This window comes from Pseudobdellovibrionaceae bacterium (assembly GCA_020635075.1).
Taxonomy (GTDB): domain Bacteria; phylum Bdellovibrionota; class Bdellovibrionia; order Bdellovibrionales; family UBA1609; genus JADZEO01.
The window spans coordinates 470,963-485,073 of the sequence record JACKAM010000003.1 but is presented as its reverse complement, the minus strand read 5'-3'; the positions used below and the strand labels follow the sequence as shown (position 1 = coordinate 485,073).

The 14,111-nt window shown below is 42.5% G+C and carries 19 protein-coding genes and 1 tRNA gene; 18 read left to right on the top strand and 2 right to left on the bottom strand.

Going from position 1 to position 14,111, the window contains the following annotated elements:
• Positions 1-7: 7 nt before the first annotated feature.
• The 11 genes from H6624_16805 (at position 8) to H6624_16755 (ending at position 8,690) form a co-directional block, all read left to right on the top strand.
• Positions 8-466 (top strand): hypothetical protein, encoded by a 459-nt coding sequence (locus H6624_16805; GenBank protein MCB9086006.1) that lies wholly within the window; start codon positions 8-10, stop codon positions 464-466.
• A 44-nt stretch (positions 467-510) separates the two neighbouring features.
• Positions 511-1,815 (top strand): hypothetical protein, encoded by a 1,305-nt coding sequence (locus H6624_16800; protein MCB9086005.1) that lies wholly within the window; start codon positions 511-513, stop codon positions 1,813-1,815.
• Positions 1,816-1,824: 9 nt separating this feature from the next.
• A complete protein-coding gene (locus H6624_16795; protein ID MCB9086004.1) occupies positions 1,825-3,333 on the top strand; it encodes a hypothetical protein in 1,509 nt (502 codons plus the stop codon).
• A gap of 244 nt (positions 3,334-3,577) precedes the next feature.
• Positions 3,578-3,937 (top strand): hypothetical protein, encoded by a 360-nt coding sequence (locus tag H6624_16790; GenBank protein MCB9086003.1) that lies wholly within the window; start codon positions 3,578-3,580, stop codon positions 3,935-3,937.
• Positions 3,930-5,693 carry a relaxase/mobilization nuclease domain-containing protein gene (locus H6624_16785; protein ID MCB9086002.1) on the top strand — a complete coding sequence of 588 codons (1,764 nt, stop codon included), beginning with the start codon at positions 3,930-3,932 and terminating at the stop codon, positions 5,691-5,693. Before H6624_16790 ends, H6624_16785 begins: the two co-directional genes overlap by 8 nt.
• A gap of 16 nt (positions 5,694-5,709) precedes the next feature.
• The gene (locus tag H6624_16780) at positions 5,710-6,075 is read left to right on the top strand and encodes a hypothetical protein (protein MCB9086001.1); all 366 of its coding nucleotides are present in this window, start codon (positions 5,710-5,712) and stop codon (positions 6,073-6,075) included.
• Positions 6,076-6,088: 13 nt separating this feature from the next.
• Positions 6,089-6,490: a hypothetical protein gene (locus tag H6624_16775; protein ID MCB9086000.1), complete on the top strand. Its 402-nt coding sequence runs from the start codon at positions 6,089-6,091 to the stop codon at positions 6,488-6,490.
• Positions 6,487-6,750, top strand: a complete 264-nt coding sequence (locus tag H6624_16770; GenBank protein ID MCB9085999.1) for a hypothetical protein — start codon at positions 6,487-6,489, stop codon at positions 6,748-6,750. The genes H6624_16775 and H6624_16770 overlap by 4 nt, the downstream gene beginning before the upstream one ends.
• Complete coding sequence (locus H6624_16765) at positions 6,750-6,923, top strand: hypothetical protein (protein ID MCB9085998.1); 174 nt, start codon at positions 6,750-6,752, stop codon at positions 6,921-6,923. Before H6624_16770 ends, H6624_16765 begins: the two co-directional genes overlap by 1 nt.
• Before the next feature lie 145 nt (positions 6,924-7,068).
• Positions 7,069-7,401, top strand: a complete 333-nt coding sequence (locus H6624_16760) for a helix-turn-helix domain-containing protein (GenBank protein ID MCB9085997.1) — start codon at positions 7,069-7,071, stop codon at positions 7,399-7,401.
• A complete protein-coding gene (locus H6624_16755) occupies positions 7,398-8,690 on the top strand; it encodes a hypothetical protein (GenBank protein MCB9085996.1) in 1,293 nt (430 codons plus the stop codon). The genes H6624_16760 and H6624_16755 overlap by 4 nt, the downstream gene beginning before the upstream one ends.
• A gap of 98 nt (positions 8,691-8,788) precedes the next feature.
• Here the strand turns inward: H6624_16755 and H6624_16750 are convergent.
• A tRNA-Pro gene (locus tag H6624_16750) sits at positions 8,789-8,865 on the bottom strand.
• Positions 8,866-9,152: 287 nt separating this feature from the next.
• On the opposite strand from H6624_16750, the gene H6624_16745 reads away from it, so the two are divergent.
• The 4 genes from H6624_16745 (at position 9,153) to H6624_16730 (ending at position 12,571) form a co-directional block, all read left to right on the top strand.
• A complete protein-coding gene (locus H6624_16745) occupies positions 9,153-10,454 on the top strand; it encodes an alginate export family protein (protein MCB9085995.1) in 1,302 nt (433 codons plus the stop codon).
• A gap of 527 nt (positions 10,455-10,981) precedes the next feature.
• Entirely contained in the window at positions 10,982-11,482 is a 501-nt protein-coding gene (locus H6624_16740; GenBank protein MCB9085994.1) for a hypothetical protein, read from the top strand.
• A 10-nt stretch (positions 11,483-11,492) separates the two neighbouring features.
• Entirely contained in the window at positions 11,493-12,104 is a 612-nt protein-coding gene (locus H6624_16735; protein MCB9085993.1) for a hypothetical protein, read from the top strand.
• A gap of 41 nt (positions 12,105-12,145) precedes the next feature.
• Positions 12,146-12,571: a hypothetical protein gene (locus H6624_16730; GenBank protein MCB9085992.1), complete on the top strand. Its 426-nt coding sequence runs from the start codon at positions 12,146-12,148 to the stop codon at positions 12,569-12,571.
• Positions 12,572-12,594: 23 nt separating this feature from the next.
• On the opposite strand, the gene rpsR is transcribed toward H6624_16730, so the two are convergent.
• The gene (gene rpsR / locus H6624_16725) at positions 12,595-12,867 is read right to left on the bottom strand and encodes a 30S ribosomal protein S18 (protein ID MCB9085991.1); all 273 of its coding nucleotides are present in this window, start codon (positions 12,865-12,867) and stop codon (positions 12,595-12,597) included.
• Positions 12,868-13,082: 215 nt separating this feature from the next.
• On the opposite strand from rpsR, the gene rpmB reads away from it, so the two are divergent.
• From rpmB to H6624_16710, 3 genes are all read left to right on the top strand, one after another.
• Positions 13,083-13,385 (top strand): 50S ribosomal protein L28, encoded by a 303-nt coding sequence (gene rpmB, locus H6624_16720; protein ID MCB9085990.1) that lies wholly within the window; start codon positions 13,083-13,085, stop codon positions 13,383-13,385.
• Positions 13,382-13,642: a KOW motif-containing protein gene (locus H6624_16715; GenBank protein MCB9085989.1), complete on the top strand. Its 261-nt coding sequence runs from the start codon at positions 13,382-13,384 to the stop codon at positions 13,640-13,642. Before rpmB ends, H6624_16715 begins: the two co-directional genes overlap by 4 nt.
• Before the next feature lie 121 nt (positions 13,643-13,763).
• Complete coding sequence (locus H6624_16710; protein ID MCB9085988.1) at positions 13,764-14,111, top strand: hypothetical protein; 348 nt, start codon at positions 13,764-13,766, stop codon at positions 14,109-14,111.

Sequence of the window (14,111 nt, the reverse complement as noted above, 5' to 3'; positions counted from 1 at the left end):
AAAAGCTATGGGTTTAAATGATGCTACAAAAAGACGAGTGAGAACTATTTCTTATATGCTAAGAAACGACAAAATGAACAAAAGAGAGTTTTTAAATGTTGTTTCAGAATCAAGGGGTAAGGACTTTGATTTGACCTCAATTCTTAATCGAGCCAGTGGACAGGCAGCAGTTAAATATGACCAGTACCTTGAGGGTCGGGCCATTGTAAAAGGTGGATTTGAAACTATTAGCCTACAAGATCGAGAGGATTGGATTATTAAAGACTATATTGAGAAAATTACCAGTTCCATGCACAACGAAAAGCAGTTTTTAAAGGACTTTCTTTCACCTCAAATAGAACAGGCAGCTTTAAAACGAGATCGTGAAATCAAGCAAATCGAAAAATCTGTTAAAAGAGCTGACCGTGCGAAAGCCATCGGAATCAAGATGGAAAGTCTTAAAAAGAAAATGGGATTGTCGAGGTAGTATAAAAAACACACAAACAGAATGTTAGGGTTTTGGGAGGCAGGATGCCTAGAGGTTTATTAATTATTTTATTTTTTCTCTATCCAGATATGATTTTTGGACAGGAGTTTAGTTACAAGGACAGTGGTTCTTTTTCGTCTAAAGACTACTTTTTTAAAGAAAATGGTGAAAACAGGGATCGCTCATTTCAAGGTTATCAAATCTTAGAACTGGACGTGGATCTGGGAGTTTCCACAGGCTCGTGCGGAGAAATTAATATACATAAAACTCTGGCGGGATCTCTAAAAAATATACTAAACGAGCGCACATTTAAAAGAATTGGTAAGGATCTGGCCAGTTCCTCTTTCATGCTCCTTACTTGCTACTGGTCTCCTCAAATATGTTCGATTTTAAAATCGAGTCGTCTAAATGCGAGCCTATTGTCGAAGCTTCGTATGAATCAGTGTCAGGCCATAAATAAGTACATCGACTCCCGTGTGTCCGACTGGGAAATGTCAAGACAGCAGTGTTTTAACAAACAACTGAGAGCTTCTGGAGGTGATGCTGGAGCCGCATTAGATGCCTGTGGGAGAAGTTCTTACAACTACGATATGGCTAACTGGTCGGGACAAGGAGGAGGTTCAAGCCAGGTTAATAAACTCATTGAATCCAGTGCCCAGTGGATGGGCTTTAAGGGAAGTGAAGCTAAAAGAGTGGTAGATGTGACCAAAGCCTTTGTGGGTGACAGTGTTGTCGCTAAAGGCAGTTTTAAGGTGGATTTCGGTCCTGGTGGTAAGGGAGTAAGTCCAAGGATGTACTACCTAGAGCGCCGAGAGGAAATTAGAAAAAGGCTTAATGAATTGTTTCAAAAAATAAAGAGGCAAGAAGGCACTTCCCTTGGACGCGTTGTAAAAGAAAGGGATTTAAAAAATGTAAGCGGCAGCACTGAGAAAAAACTATTAAACCTTGAAATAATTCGTTCTCTGTACAAGATGCCTCACCTTAAAAGAGAAGCAGCGGTGGAAAAGTTATCTAGTGTCTTAGCTCTTCACAGTTTGGCGACAGATGCCAATAAATCCCTGGATCTGCTTATGATTGCTTCTCAAAACCCCAACTTACCTAAAAATCGTCGCCAAGAGCTGGACAGTAAGCGAAGGGCCTTAAAAGAAAACCTAGAAACTACAATTTTTTTGGAAAAGCAAAAAAATGAGCCATTAAATAAAGTCCTAGGCCGCATAGCCAGCGAGGGAGAATTTTACCACCAAGAAAAAGCCAGTTTTAGTTTAGAGGGAAAGGCAGGACAAAAGAGTAAACAAAAAATGCAAGAAACATTTTTCGACTGTAGCGATGGATTTATGTGCTTGAGATAAGGATGAGATATGTTTAGTTCAACAGCTTACGATGCTTATTTTGTTTCGTTAGGAGTATATTTACACTCAAACTTAACAAAGTTTTTGACCAGCAATGAATTTTTTAGAGCTCTTTTAATATTCATAGCCGCCGTGACTTTACTCGTTATTGGGATTCAATACTTTTCAAGACATCTGCCGGGAACATTTTTTGAAAAAAGATATGTGAGTCTTTCTAAATTTTTTAATTTCATCATTTGCTTTTTTATAGCAGTCTCGCTCTTAAAAATAGGATCAACGGTGGATGTAAAAAACTATGACCGTAAGACTTGGCGAGATAACCCCTATTTGATGGATAGACTTTCCAAACATGATAAAGATTACCAAGTAAGCTTTATTTTTGATCTCATGATACGCACTATCGAAGAAATTGGTTGGGGCACCACAAAGCTTGTGGACTACTTAATGGCAGAAAATCACTCCAATTTAAAAGCCCCCAACTTTTTTTATAAAAGTCTTCTTTATGCGGGCGCTAGTCAAATTGAAAGTCCAAAATTAAGAGAAAAGCTAGAGATGTACTCTACTGAGTGTGTGTGGAAAATGCTGGATAATCTTCCCGAAGAAAATAGAAACGAAGACTGGTTGGGAAAACTTCATTCGGCGGCAAGGCTTCCTGACAAAATTACTGAAATCTACTCTCAAATTCAGTTTAAAAGAGAAGATGGCAGCACTTACACATGCAATGATTTAAGATTTTCTGTCAATCAAGCTCTTTATGAAGAATCTATTTCAGAGGCCCCACTATATGAAAAGTTTTTGAATGAATCGGGTTTAGAGCGAAAAATCTCTGCTTCTATGATGACAAATTTAGAAATTTCCAGCCGCTTGTTAAACTTTTATCGCAGTCAAAGACAAAACGGAATAGGTATAAAAAAGGGTTCTGAAATTCCAGGAACATTCGGAAGTATTATTCAATATTTGAGCAAACTAAAGTCCTTTGAAGGTCTATCAAGAGCCAATAATAATGACTCCATTGCCGGGGCTTCTTTAGCTGTAGATAAAGCCAGAGAGTTCAATGAGCTTCAAAGAAAGGCTCCCATGATTAAAGGCTTAGTGAAAATGTTTTTAATTGGTTTTGCCCCACTTCTCGCTTTTATGGTGATCGCCATGAACTGGAAAATCTTACTTTGGTGGGCTGTGGCCTACTCTTCAGTGACCATTGGGTGGCCTTTTTGTTGGAACCTTCTTTATCAACTGATGACGAACTTTGTGGCGTCGGGCTCAGTCTTAGAAAATATGGGTCAGTTGTCAGATTCCTTCTCGTTGCTGTCAGCACAAATGATAATGGAGGACGCTTATTATTTTTATACAGTCATATTTTGGCTTCAAATGGCATCGGCTATTGCTGTATCTGGTGGAGCCCTTTATTTTGCCAGAGGGATTTTATCGGACAATGCCGAAGACCATGTGCCAGATATTGTGCCTGCCACAGCTAACGCAGCCTTGAGTTTAAATGGACTGGGGAGGATGGGAAGATGATTCATTTTCATGGCAATTTTTGTAAGTTGTGTGCCCGAAGGGGCACGGGGGATTGGGGGTTTCCCCCAACAAGCTTTGGGACTCTGACGTCAGTGTCCATGCTTGCGAAACACGACGGGATTCAAAAAGTTAATAATGGGTCGATAAAAGAGCTAATACTGATGAGAAATAAATATTAGGAAGGTTTAAGGAGTAAAGTCAGGTTACAAGATTTAAAAATTTATTTTTTCAGGAGGAAAAACTAATGGCGCAGGAGGCGAAACAATTAAGTTTGAAAGAATTGGAGTTAGATCCGTCTAAGCTAAGAACCACAGTTAGGTTTACACCCAAGGAGTATCAAAAGATTCTAGAGGACTCAAAAATCCTGGGACAAACTTTGCCTACAATATTAAAAGCAGGTTACTTTGGAAGATTGCCCACTGAGATCTTAATGACGCCAGCGCAGTATAAAGAGTTTGTCCGCATATATAGAGGTGTGGCCAATAACTTAAATCAGCTCACCAAAAACTCTCATTTGGGGCGACCTGTACCGGAAAAGGCGCTTAAGGAGTTTATTCAAATTTCTAATGAGCTTCTTGTAAAGGTGAGCGAGCACTGTGTCTAATATAAAGATCAAATTTCGTAAGAATGCTAAAGCTCTTGAGAACTATATTTTTGAACATAGAGAGCTAGATGACCCTGTGAGTTTTAATAACTGCACTGAAAACTTTGTTTCAGAGATGTTTTTAGCCACGCAGAAGTTTCATGGTAAGGAAGATGTTAACCAGGCTATCCACATTATTCAAAGTTGGGGGCCTGAAGAGAGTCAGTCAGTGGACCCTTTAAGGCTCAACAAATTGGGCCATCAATTGGTATCTAGATACTTTCCTGGGCATGACTTTGCGGTGGTCACTCATACAGATACGGGAAAAACCCACAATCATATCATGGTTAACCCAGTCCATAGTGAATGTGGGAAAAGAGTTAAAAATAAGTTCGAGCACTTTCATAAACTTAAAGATATTAACGATGAGCTGGCCCGTGAGAATGGTTTGTCAATTATAAAACAGCATTCCAGAGAGAAGTGGGATAAAAAATCAGACAAAGTAAAAGGCATTGAAAGTCGAATTGGCTTTTCAAAGGTAAAAGACTTAAAGGAAAAACTAAAGTTTTCCATGTCAGTTGCCACTAGTTTTGATGAGTATTCAGCCTATTTAGACGGAGCTTTTGGTATTAAGTTAAAAATCAAAGGGCAAACAGTTTCCTATCTGTACCCTGGTAATTCGCGGTTTCGTAGGGCCAGGGGGCTTGGGGCCAAATATGACTTTGATAGTTTAGTTAAGAGCTTTAAGGCCAATGATGAGTCATTGATTAGTTTCGGTGTTAAAGATCCTAAGAGTATTGAAGACAAAAACTACAGAGAATATCACAAGTTTTCAAAGGATGAAAAAGAGTTTAGGGTTCCAGAAAATAAACTTAAGGATCTGATTATTCCAGAGAAAACTTTAGAAGAGTTAAAAAAATCAAGTATTGAAAAATTCTGTGAAAAGAACTCCATACCACTGGTGAATGAACAAGATGGCTACAAAAGGTTAAGTGGGCGCGAATATATAAGAATAAAAGAAAATATTTGGGAAAACGAAAAAAATAACACACGCGGTGGTTTGATTGAGTTTGCATCTAACCTCAATAGAGAAGACTATCTAAACACAATTCATAGGCTGAGCGAGATAAAGGATTTTTCAAAAATGAAAAGAGCTTTAGAAATTCCTGAGCCGAGTTTTAGATCCTTCTATGTTCCCAATCGCTCTAAGAGCAAAAAAGATAGAAAAATACTGAATGCTTTGGCGGCCCAAGAAAAAATGAGTCGAACACTTTTGTATGAACTTTCAAGGCTAGGGCAGCTTAAAGCCTATGAAAAGGAAAGGTTTAAACTTTATCCATCAATAGATAGGTCAAAGAGCATAACTTATTATAAAAGCCCCAAAGGAAATTGGTTTACACGTCGATCTCAGGGGCTAAAATCTGATTTTATAAACATATCTGGTCAAAAAAATGAACTTTATATATTTGCCTCACCCATTGATTTTTTAAAGTCAAAATCATCGGAAAGGTTGCTAAAAATGCAGGCAGCTCCCATTTCGGTAACTGTACCCTTAGAGCCATTAGAAAAGTGGTTGTCGCAAAGGTCTGACTTTTTATCCAGCTTTAAAAAAGTAAGATTGATTTGGTTTGAAGATAGAGGATCTCAAGACCAACAGAAGAATAAAAACAAAACTGAGACTAAAGAGCTTGTGATACAGAATCGTTGGTCGGTTCAAGAGTTTGATGAGTATTTGAAGAAAGAGTTTTTATCAAAAGAAAGGAATTTAGATCGTTAGAAAAGGAGGAAAAGTCATGGATGACATAAAATTTAAGCCCCTTAAGCTTCATAAGAATTTTAAGAAGGCACAACGGAAAATTTTAGAGGATCGAAAGAAGCTTTTAAGTAGTCTTTTAAAATCTACAAGTTCAGAAATTTTAAAACAATTTGAGTGTGATCTTTTTGGAGTAAAGTCAGGTAGAAGTGATGAGAGGAGTATTGCTAGAGAGTGGTTACTTAGAAACTATGGGCCTTTAAACAAAAATCACAAAGGGGTTTCTTATGGTGAACTTCGTTTACACCTCGAAAGTTTTGATGAGCTTACTGTAAAGGAAGTCAACAGGCTTGCAGAAAAAATGGAGATAAACAGAAAAGAAAAATCAAGAGGATTAAGTCGATAAACAGGAGAAAACTATGGATGGTACAAATAACATTAAATCCACAAAGAAAGTTGAGAAAAGCAAAGCCCAAGGAAAAAGCATAACCAAAGAGGCTAATGAAAGATTAAAGCAAATTAAGGATGAGATTAATCAAGGAGGCGGAACAAAGAACAAATACAATGAAGGCGATATTTTATCATTTGCCGTTATGAATTTTCCCAAAGAATTGATTTCTACATTAAGAAGTCAGCGCATTTCAGAAGGATTAAAAGAAGCCCTTGGAGAAGTCTGCCAAGAGTTCGGGGTAAGTGGAGCTGAAGCTGAACTAGAAACATTTTTAAGTAAAAAGCTCACCACCCGTTTTAAAGGCAGCAAAAAATCAAAGCCAGAAAATAAAACGCTAGATCAAAACTCTATTCAGCAGGAGACGAAATGAAGGCAGTAGTAATTGGAGCTTTAGTTTTAGTGGGTTGTTCCAGCCCTTGTAAGAGGCTAAAGAAAATTAGGGAGGTCACTCGGCATCAAAATAAGGTTCTCGTTGCATTAAAAACTGAAAGAAGTGAGAGCGTGAATTTAAAAAGGGCTTTATTTAAAACCAAGACCTTATTAGAGGCAGAAAATCGTTTAAATTTAAGCATTGATGAGCTGATCCAGTCCAATAAGGCTATTTTAAAAGCTCTAAAGGAGGAGAAGTGATGGATAGAAATGTGACGGATTCAAAAGATGAACTAATGGTAGGTCTGGGAGCTCTTGAGGAGGCTTCAGAGGAGCTTGAAGAGGTGTCTGAAGATTGTGAGGAGGAAGAAGAGTCCATTTCAAATGGACTGGTATGGATAGGAAAAATTTTAAAGAAAATTATTAAAAATTAGAGAAAACAGGATGAGAGTTTTATGGAATTTAGGTCTTTTAAAGATCGCAAATTATTCGCTCAAACCAAGGCTGAAAAAGCGATTTAAGCGCCTATTTTTACTGTTATTTTAAGAATGATTTATTGATTTCCAGGAGGGAAATGTTATGGTTGATGCGCACTCAGGAGGAGTGGTGGCTTTGCCGGAGAAGGACTCTACGCTCTTTGACAATCTGGTTTGTGGACTAAAGGAAATTTCTTATGAAACGGGAGTTTCAGAAAACGATATTTTAAAGCTCGTGAGGAGTCATCGTTTTCGCAATCATGTTTGTGCCATCCTGCTTACAAAAGAAGGCGTGGCAAAGGCTTGGGATATTTCAACAAGTTTTGTAAATAAACTCATGAAGTATGAAGATTTGCCGTTTTGTAAGATTGGAAGATCTGTACGATTTCCAGCAGTAGAAGTTCATGCGTGGCTCCAGCAAAGGAGACGTGTATGAACAATACTTTTGACGATAGAAAATATAGAGGTAAAGACCGTATTTATGTTCCTGTCCCGAAGAAGACAGGAATTTTGCGGCTTTATGTTTGGAATGGGAAGAGATATGCAGACCCCAAAAATGGCAAGAAATATGATGTTCGAAGAACTATCATTGAGGTCAATGGGAAAAGAAGAAGAGTTAAGCAAATGTTTAGTGATTTGTCCGAAGCTATTTTGTGGCAACAGGGCGAGGACTCAGGTGCTAAAACAGGTGATGCTTTTGGCTCCCTTGAAGAACTTGCAAAAAGGTCTTCAAAATTAGGAGGTATGACTTTTGGCAATCTTGTTAATGAGTTTAAAAAAAATCATGTTGAGACTTTAGCTTCTTCTACTCAAAAAAGATATGAGCGAATCATGGACCGAAATTTACCAATCCTTTACCCCATTTTAATGGATGAGTTTAAGCCACAAGTGATTGACGAGTGGTTAAACAAATTAATTTCATCTGAAAGAGATATTCGTAGAGAAAGTTACGAGCATGAATTTGAGATGCTCGTTACGATCTTGAGATTTTATGAGGAATATTTTGATGAAGATGCCAATTTTATTTCGCCTATAAAAAAGCGTCATAAGAAAAAGGCACTTCTCGGAAAGACCTCAGTAAAGATCACACCGGAACTTACCGAAGATGAATTTTATTTGTTCAGGGAAAAACTCATGTACACTGCTAATGGTGGTGTTTTTGCGATCATGGCGACACTTCAGTATTTTCAGGCTTTGAGAATTTCTGAAGCAGCAGCGGTTTACGGAACTGATTTTCAAATTGATCAGAATAACCGACCAAAAAGTCGTTTTGTTTGTAGTCGTGGTTTAAAATGGACAAAGGATACGGGGAAGCCCACCTGCGAAGGTGGACTCAAAAATGGTCAGTACATTGGAGGCTTCAAAGAGCAACCTTTGTTACCTGAAAGTTTTACGGCATTGAGTTTGATTCCTGATTTTTGGAAAATAGATAGGCCACTTTTTCAAACCCCTAAAGGTGATTGGTTCACCTATCGGCAAATTCAAAGAGCTTATGATAAAGCTTTTGTAATGGCGGATTTGTCTTATACAGGGACTCACATCATGAGACATGGTGGTTGTCGAGCCTTGTATAATCAGACGGGTGACTTGGCAGTTGCTAAACAGCATTTGGGTAACAAGAACATGAATAGTGTTTTGGTTTATGCTCAGAGAAGGGCATCGGCATTGTCCGAAGTTGTGAGCAAGAGGTGGGGAAATTATGAAGTGGTGAGTGGTACGAAGTGATTTTAGGAAAAATGATTTTGTTGAGTTGGGTCGCAAGTGGTCGCAAAAAGCTTGCGACCAAGAAAAAATTTAATGATTTCAATGGGTTAAGTCAAAGATGGTCGGGGAGACAGGATTCGAACCTGCGACCCTCTGCTCCCAAAGCAGATGCGCTACCAGACTGCGCTACTCCCCGACTTTTCAGGACTTTGGTCTCCAGGTTAGTAGGGTAAAGCGTCAAAACTGTCAATGAGTACAGCATGATGCATCAGGCTAAATCCGCGGAAATAGGTTGCCTTTTCCTAAGGGAAATTTTTACGATTAGCTAAGCGCGTTGCTAGATGAAGATCAAGTTCCTTAAGGGAAGTGGGAACGGCTTTGGCAATTCGCTGACAGTAACGATGGGAAAACAGAACTAAAAAACAAAACATAAAGAAAACACAACAAGAATTAATCAATAGGATTACAACAAGGAGAAACTGCATGAAAAAGCTTATCGCGCTTCTGGCTCTGGCCGGTGTTGCAAGCACTGCCTTTGCTGAAGGAGCTGACTTTAGTCACAATGCTGAGTTTCGTCTTCGTTACACCCTTGACCAAGATCAAGATGGTAACGCCGATGCAAACCCCAGCTCTACTAACAAGTGGGACCAGCGCTTCCGTTGGGGCTCAACTTTCCGTGCCGGTGAGAAGCTTACAGCTCACTTGGGCCTGATTCACGCTGCTCAGTGGGGTGCAAACCTCGGAGCCGGTGCAACCAACGATGGTATTGGTAACCTCACTGGTATTGCTGATAACCAAAACATGCTTTTGGTTAACGAGGCCTATGGTTCATGGATGGCCACAGACGAGCTGCTGATCCGTTTTGGTCGTGGCGGCTTGCCCATGGCTGATGAGCGGGTGATTGGCTTGAATGCATGGGGAGCGACACAGAACGCCTTTGAAGGTGTGTTGTTCACCTATGACAAAGAATTTGCTCGCTTCAACATGTTTGGTGTGAAGGTGGCTGAGCTGGCAGGTACTGCTGGAACAATTGCCTCTGACCCTGAAATCAACATGTACGGTTTCGCCATGGACTGGAAGAACCTGCCTGAGTGGCTGAAGATGGCTCACATCCATGTGTTGCAGACCAATGTTGACCAAGCAACAGGTCTAGGTCTCGCTCGTGAGAGCAAGATGCGCTACGGCTTTGTCCTGTCTGGTGACATGAACAACATCGACTACCGCGCCACCTACGCTGTGAACTCTGGAGAAGAGGGCGCTGCCGGTTCCACAACTGACAACTCTGGTAGCATGATGGATATTGAGGTTGGTTACAGCATGCCTGACATGATGAACAGCCGTGTTTCCTTCCTGTACCACACTGACACCGGTGACGATCCGAACACTGCTAATGAGGACGAAGGTTACGATGCTTTCTACTACACAAAGCATGACAAAGCCGGATGGATGGACATCTACGGTTTTGGTAACCTGACTTTCATGCAGTTGGGCTGGAGCATGGACCTGATGGAAGAGATGACTCTTAAAGCTCAGTATGTGATCTTCTCTCAAACTGAGAAGGCTTCTGCTGCCGCCACTGGGGCCAATGGTTCTGGCTGGGGTGGAGCTAGCGCCACTGAGGACGCTCTGGGAACAGAGATCGATGTTGAAGTCATGAAAAAGTATGAGGGTGGATTTAGCATCGCTGCTCGCCTGGGCATGTTCACTCCTGGTGATGAGTTCAAGAACACCACTATGGAAGACAACTACAACCAGTTCATGTTGGAAGGTAAGATGACCTTCTAATGTTTCCTGAAAAGTGAAACACAAAAAAGCCGGACCTTAGGTCCGGCTTTTTTTATCTAATCTGGCTGGTGAAAAGGGTCCACCTGCTTCGTTGAAAATTGCCCACTTAATTGTTGATCCACAGAATCCTTTATCTGCAAATCAGGTCCTTTGCCGACCATTCACCGTAAATCCTCACGCACCTTTCGGCCGCAGGCGCGTCTTCGGACTGCGTCAGCGTGCTGCCGCAGTTCGGATACGCCCATGCGCGACGGTGGAGGATTCGGATTCACGGGAATGGCTCGGCAATCGGACTGATTCCCGGACAAAGGCGAGCCACAGTTCTGCGGATCAAAAATGAAGTAGGCTGGGTAGTGGTTCTGCTTCTCCGCAAGGGCCCAATTGCTCGGTTGAGGGACCAAAGACTAGGGGGCTTGCATGTGGCGGGGAACAGCGCGAAAATAAGGATACTTTGGTTTTGCTTAAGGGCCACGGCGGGTGGCGTGGGGAAAAAGTTGATAGGCAGTCCCTTATTATGGCGGGTTTTCTTGGTCGGTCTCCTGGGAGTGGGGTATCTGACCAGCTCTCACTCGGTTGCTGCCAGGGGGAAGTACGGAAAAATCCCCATTTCGGGAGCTCTCAAGTCGGAGCTCAATAATCTCCTCAAGACGACCAACAATCTCCATGTGGCTTGCGTGAGTCACAACGAAAAGAAGGTGGACGAGAACATTCGTCTAGTCTTATTGGCAATTAAAAGGGCCACCCAGAAAACCTCTCTCGCCAAGGATCAAAAGCCTCACCTGACGCGGATGTTGGACAAGTCCCGACAACACTTGGAACTCACCCTGAATCGCTCAGGTGAAAGCCGCAAGGAAAGTCTCAAAGAAGCCTTCATTAATTTGGTGCAAATTGCCAAAGTCTATAAGCTCGACACCTATCAGATCTATTTTTGTCCCTCAGACAAAGCGGTGTGGTTACAAAAGGGCTGGAAGCCCCGCAACCCCGTGCACCCTAAAAAATATGGTTCTTGCGGTCAAGCCGTGAGATGATTCGATCACGATGCTTGACCGTTTTTTGGCGAATCTGCCTAAGAACATTCTCGCCACCCTCATTATCGGTGGTGGAATCTTTCTCATTATTTTGATGGATCCGCCCCATACTATTTGTGATTCACAGATGGAGATTTTCAAGGAGTCCCAAACGGGATTTGTCTTTCTTGATCCCAAAGACAAAACCACTGAGACGACGGACTATGAATTCCTGACTCGGCAATGCAAGGTAAGCAACAGTCCTGGAGGTTGCTATGAGCTCTTTGCCCGTCTTAAAGCTCTAGTTCGCGATTTGGAGTCCGTTCCCAAGGAGTGTAAGAGCAAGGCCGGGGCCGACAATCGGGTGCGCAAAACTCTTTGGGAATCCTTGGACCTATTGGCCCGCCTGGCTTGGGGTGAAAAACCGCCGACCAGCTACTATGAGAAATTCGGTTGGCTGGAGCCTCCCGATTTGCTCCTTTACTGTAATTTAAAACGCACAACGGTCGAGATGTATGGTAAGCCGGCATGGGAGCAGTTCCGCGAGGGTCTTTTCAAAAATCTCCCTGGGGCCACGGGACTGCAGCGGACAGTCGCCTGGGAACATATGCTATTGTCGATCAATTGCGACAAATACCAGTAGAGGCACTAAGGCGGAACCCGCAGCAACAAAAGGGGTTTGGGGTGCGAAGACGAAATTTTGTCCTATTCTTGATCCTAGAGATTCTGAGTTCTCTCATTGCCGTGGTCCTTTTCAAAAACCTTGAGGACCCACGATGGGCCGGGGTGTTTGCAGGGATTGGTTTTTTCACAACCGGTATCGTCATCGTCCTGATGAGTTGGCGATGGCCGGAGAAATGGACCCTGCCGACGTTTTGGCTGGCCCATGTTCACGTTTGGGTCATTACTTTGCCCATGTTTTTGATGAGGCTTGCCTACTGGGAAACGCCATTTACCGAGCTAAGAATCATGGGAATGGAAGGCACCCTCTTCCATCGTGTGTCGGAAATCATATTTACCCTGCTGATTCTGGCGACCATTACAGATTGGTTGCGCTGCGTTTTGCGCAAGAAAACCGGACGACCTGCGCCCGGTGTTTCTGGTTCTTAAAAAGGCTCAACTCTTTTTAAGGCTTAAATCTCAAACGGCTTAGGAGAGATGGTCTCGACGCGATAATAAGCATCGTAAGCATCTGTTCCCTGGGGAAGCAGAGCCAAATTACGGGCTTTCTTCACCGCAGCCGCTACAGATTTCTGCTGGCTAGCGCTCAGCTTGCTGATGCGGGAAGGGATGATCTTCCCACCTTCCATCAGGAAGCGGCTGAGAGTGACGGGGTCTTTGTAATCGAAGTGAAAATCACCAGGAAATTCAGCGCGATATTTGGTACGAACATTTTTCTTTAGCATGGTACACCTGTAAGCTATTGAAATTATTTAATTTCTTCAGATGTCGAAGCCCGCATCGAAACCCCTTTCGAGGTCCTCTTCAGACAAGGCTTCGGCCTTTACCTAAAGGTAAGCCCCTTCTATACGATAGAAATGGGTTGCCAACAAGGGCCTTTTTTGTCTATAGGTTATCTTTCTCAAAGTCTGCGATGGACTCTGGTGGATAGGAGTGTGAGATGTCTCGCTGTGAGCTGACAGGAAAAGGCCCCGTGGTGAAGAACCTGGTGAGCCATTCCAACATTAAGACCAAATCTCGTTCTTTGCCAAATATTCAGCAAAAACGTGTATTTAGCCGCGCCCTAAATGGCCTTGTTAGTTTGAAAGTGGCTGCAAGCGCTATTCGCTCCATGGAGCATATGGGTGGATTCGATACCTTTATCCTCAACCAGCCTGACAAAGCCCTGTCAAAGCGCGCTCTAGCCGTTAAAGCGCGGATCAAGCGCCAGCTCAGCCAGGAAGGTAAAGGAGAAAAGAAATGAAGTTGAAGATTAAGAAGGGTGCCACCGTTGAAGTAACTGCTGGTGCTGATCGCGGTAAGCGAGGAACTGTTCTGGAAATCGACAAGGGAGCTCTGAAGATCCGTGTTCAGGGTGTTCGTATGCAGACTCACTTTGATAAGCAAGATGGCCTCAACACCAAAGAGGGCTTTCTGGACTATTCCAACGTCAAATTGATTGAGCAGGCAGCCGCCAAAAAAGCGGGTGGCAAAAAGAAGAAAGCCTCAGCTCGCAAATAAAGAAGTAATCAAAATTTGAACTTTAAAAAGCCGGTCTCAAGACTGGCTTTTTTATTGGCTTTCCGGCTAGGCTGGGGAGATTGGGATTGAGATATGAGGTCGGCTTTGCTAGGCTCAATCCATGGTGAACGTGCGCAGAACCGGCGGATGGATTGGGGCCCTGGTCTTTGTGCTTCTCTCAGCGGGATTGGCTGAGGGTGCAAAACATCGTCAGACCTATGTTCTCTGTCGTAACAAAAAAATTGTTCGCACCATTCGGGTCGAAGTTGAATCCGGAGATACGCAGAGTTGCGAGACCTTGTACACTAAGGGTGGCGTGGATCGATCTGTTGGGTCTGGAATCAACAACAGCAGCTGTATGCGGGTGATGAACAACATCAAAGGCAACCTAGAGGCAGCTTCCTGGACCTGCAAAGATATCACTGCCAAATCAGACATCACGGAAGCCGTATTGACCGAGGCTGACTGA

Coding starts and splice junctions, on each gene's coding strand:
- H6624_16805 (MCB9086006.1), top strand. CDS start 8: ATGGGTTTAAATGATGCTACAAAAAGACGAGTGAGAACTATTTCTTAT.
- H6624_16800 (MCB9086005.1), top strand. CDS start 511: ATGCCTAGAGGTTTATTAATTATTTTATTTTTTCTCTATCCAGATATG.
- H6624_16795 (MCB9086004.1), top strand. CDS start 1,825: ATGTTTAGTTCAACAGCTTACGATGCTTATTTTGTTTCGTTAGGAGTA.
- H6624_16790 (MCB9086003.1), top strand. CDS start 3,578: ATGGCGCAGGAGGCGAAACAATTAAGTTTGAAAGAATTGGAGTTAGAT.
- H6624_16780 (MCB9086001.1), top strand. CDS start 5,710: ATGGATGACATAAAATTTAAGCCCCTTAAGCTTCATAAGAATTTTAAG.
- H6624_16775 (MCB9086000.1), top strand. CDS start 6,089: ATGGATGGTACAAATAACATTAAATCCACAAAGAAAGTTGAGAAAAGC.
- H6624_16770 (MCB9085999.1), top strand. CDS start 6,487: ATGAAGGCAGTAGTAATTGGAGCTTTAGTTTTAGTGGGTTGTTCCAGC.
- H6624_16765 (MCB9085998.1), top strand. CDS start 6,750: ATGGATAGAAATGTGACGGATTCAAAAGATGAACTAATGGTAGGTCTG.
- H6624_16760 (MCB9085997.1), top strand. CDS start 7,069: ATGGTTGATGCGCACTCAGGAGGAGTGGTGGCTTTGCCGGAGAAGGAC.
- H6624_16755 (MCB9085996.1), top strand. CDS start 7,398: ATGAACAATACTTTTGACGATAGAAAATATAGAGGTAAAGACCGTATT.
- H6624_16745 (MCB9085995.1), top strand. CDS start 9,153: ATGAAAAAGCTTATCGCGCTTCTGGCTCTGGCCGGTGTTGCAAGCACT.
- H6624_16735 (MCB9085993.1), top strand. CDS start 11,493: ATGCTTGACCGTTTTTTGGCGAATCTGCCTAAGAACATTCTCGCCACC.
- rpsR (MCB9085991.1), bottom strand. CDS start 12,867: ATGCTAAAGAAAAATGTTCGTACCAAATATCGCGCTGAATTTCCTGGT.
- rpmB (MCB9085990.1), top strand. CDS start 13,083: ATGTCTCGCTGTGAGCTGACAGGAAAAGGCCCCGTGGTGAAGAACCTG.
- H6624_16715 (MCB9085989.1), top strand. CDS start 13,382: ATGAAGTTGAAGATTAAGAAGGGTGCCACCGTTGAAGTAACTGCTGGT.
- H6624_16710 (MCB9085988.1), top strand. CDS start 13,764: ATGGTGAACGTGCGCAGAACCGGCGGATGGATTGGGGCCCTGGTCTTT.